This is a genomic window from Microvirga sp. P4_G7 (genome assembly GCF_056401005.1).
On record NZ_JBFUKD010000606.1, the window covers coordinates 1 to 2,257 of the forward strand.

Annotated in this window: 3 protein-coding genes; 2 read left to right on the forward strand and 1 reads right to left on the reverse strand. The window is 60.9% G+C overall.

Going from position 1 to position 2,257, the window contains the following annotated elements; all coding sequences use genetic code 11:
• Positions 1 to 750: DMT family transporter (locus AC1DT3_RS18515; RefSeq protein WP_477466692.1), on the forward strand; the 750-nt coding region annotated here is incomplete at its 5' end.
• A 4-nt stretch (positions 751 to 754) separates the two neighbouring features.
• On the opposite strand, the gene AC1DT3_RS18520 is transcribed toward AC1DT3_RS18515, so the two are convergent.
• The gene (locus AC1DT3_RS18520; protein WP_477466693.1) at positions 755 to 1,645 is read right to left on the reverse strand and encodes a LysR substrate-binding domain-containing protein; all 891 of its coding nucleotides are present in this window, start codon (positions 1,643 to 1,645) and stop codon (positions 755 to 757) included.
• Positions 1,646 to 1,846: 201 nt separating this feature from the next.
• Here AC1DT3_RS18520 and AC1DT3_RS18525 point away from each other — a divergent pair, with 201 nt between their 5' ends.
• A complete protein-coding gene (locus AC1DT3_RS18525; RefSeq protein WP_477466694.1) occupies positions 1,847 to 2,176 on the forward strand; it encodes a DUF1127 domain-containing protein in 330 nt (109 codons plus the stop codon).
• Positions 2,177 to 2,257: the final 81 nt, after the last annotated feature.

A 2,257-nucleotide genomic window follows, 5' to 3' on the forward strand; every position in this document is an offset into this window, starting at 1 on the left:
GTCATGTGGGGATGGCTCCGGGTCGCCGGACTTCCGACACGCTTTTCACGGGCCGACCATGTGCGGTTCGCCGGGCTGGGCCTCTGTCTCTTCTCGTTCAACTTCATCTGCTTCTATTACGGCGGACTGACCGTTCCCTCCGGTCTTTTGGCGGTCGTGTTCTCGCTCGCCTCGATCTTCAATCTCATCCTCGGTGCGGTTCTGTTCCGTCAGAGGATCGAGCCGCGAGTCGCGCTCGGCGGTGCGGTGGGCGTCCTCGGTCTCGGGCTTCTGTTCTGGCCCGAAATCACAGGTGCGGGATTCAACACCGGCGCGCTGATCGGGCTCGGCTTCTGCGCTTTGGGAACGTTGTTTTTCTGCGTCGGCAACATGATCTCGACTGTTGTCCAGCGCCGCGGCGTACCACTGCTCTCCGCCAACGCGTGGGCGATGACTTACGGCACCGCCATTCTCGTCGTTCTGAATCTCCTGCGAGGAAATGCATTCATCATCGAGCCGACGTTCAAATACATAGGCTCACTGGTCTATCTCGCGATCGGAGCGTCGGTCTTGGCTTTCGCGAGCTATCTGACGTTGCTGCGTCGCCTCGGTGCTGCGCGCGCAGGTTACGCGACAGTGTTGTTTCCGATTGTCGCGCTCGCCGTCTCGACCGTGCTTGAAGGGTATGTCTGGACGCTGCCGGCGGTCGCCGGCGTCGTTCTGGCGTTGGCGGGCAACGTCCTCGTGCTGACGCGCCCCGCCAGGGCGTGAGGCATCATTCAGCCGCCGGCAGCATCACCGTGCGGGACGAACCGAGATTGTCGAGCGATTGCTTGATGTGGAAGCCGAGCGCATCGGCAAGCGGGTTCGATTCCGTACGCGCACGGATCAAACCGATCTTGCAAGAAGGAAGGGCGGGATAACCGTCCGATGGGCCGAGAATGCGCATGCCGGGCCGCACGGCGCTTTCCGGCAGAACGGAAACCGCAAGACCGGCGAGGACGACCGCGCCGACGGCAGTCGAATTCCAGCTCACATAGAGAATGCGAAAAGCGCGATCGGCGCTCTCGAGTGCTTGTGTCGCCGAATGACGCCAATCGCAATTCGGGCGTCCGAGTGCGAGAGGAACCAGGGGTTCCTCGTGAATCGCGTGGCGCGCCGACGTGACCCAAAGTAGCTGTTCGATGCGAACGATCTCGGACGGTCCGCGACGATCRACATGCGTGATGATCGCCATGTCGAGATCGCCGCTATGGACGCGGTCGATCAGGTGATGAGTCGGTTCGCATGTCACCGTCACCTCGGCTCGGGGATTGGACCGCGAGAAGCGCGCGAGAATCTCCGGCAAGTATCGGTCGGCATAGTCGTCCGGGAGGCCGAGGCGCACACGCCCGATCAACTCGTTGTCGTTGAAGGAGGCCATGCATTCCGTGTTGAGCCTGACGATGCGGCGGGCGTAGTCGAGCAACCGCTCGCCCTCGTCGGTGAGCTTGGACAGTCGCCCATCACGCTCGAAGAGGGCACGGCCGACCCGGTCTTCCAAGCGCTTCATCTGCATGGAAACCGCGCTCTGAGTCTTGTGCACGACTTCGGCGGCGCGGGTGAAGGAGCCGTTATCCGCGATCGCTACGAACGTCCTGAGCTGGTCGATATCGAGAAGGTGCATCGTTAGCCTCATCATCAATATCGTTGATGTAACACATCTAAAACAATCGCTTCAAGTGATGACTTGTCTGGCGCTATAGAATCCCCAGATCACTCGATTCCGAGGATCCGGCGTCGGTCGGACGTAGCCGTGAGGGTTTGGATCCTTCGCGACGTGTCGACTCGCGCCCATTCGTCCTGTTGATGAGAAAAGGTTACGATCATGGCCCATCCGTCCATTTCCTATGTGTCCTCCACCGGGGCGACGCTGGTCGGTCGCACGGTTCGGAATGCCATGTCGCAACTCGTCGCGTTCTTCCGCGCCCTGAAACATCGCAGCGAAGTCCGCAATCTGGCCGAGTTCGACGACAGGATGCTGAAGGATATCGGCCTCACGCGGAGCGACGTCGATGGCGCGCTCCAGGAGCCGATTTTCCATAATCCGTCGGTTCTGTTGGTTCGATCCGCTGAACGTCGGGAGAGGGCGCAGCGAATGCCGGCGCAGCGCCGGACTGACCGTCCCACCGTTGCGCTGGTGAAGGCCGCTGGCTGAGCTATTGACGCTCCTTGTCGGAGTGTTGCCAGGAGCCTTCCAGGATTGATTGGAGGGACGCGAAGTATTGCTTCTGCATAT

What these genes read in the sequence shown, in the direction of transcription:
- AC1DT3_RS18525 (WP_477466694.1), top strand. Translation starts at nt 1,847, where the DNA reads ATGGCCCATCCGTCCATTTCCTATGTGTCCTCCACCGGGGCGACGCTG.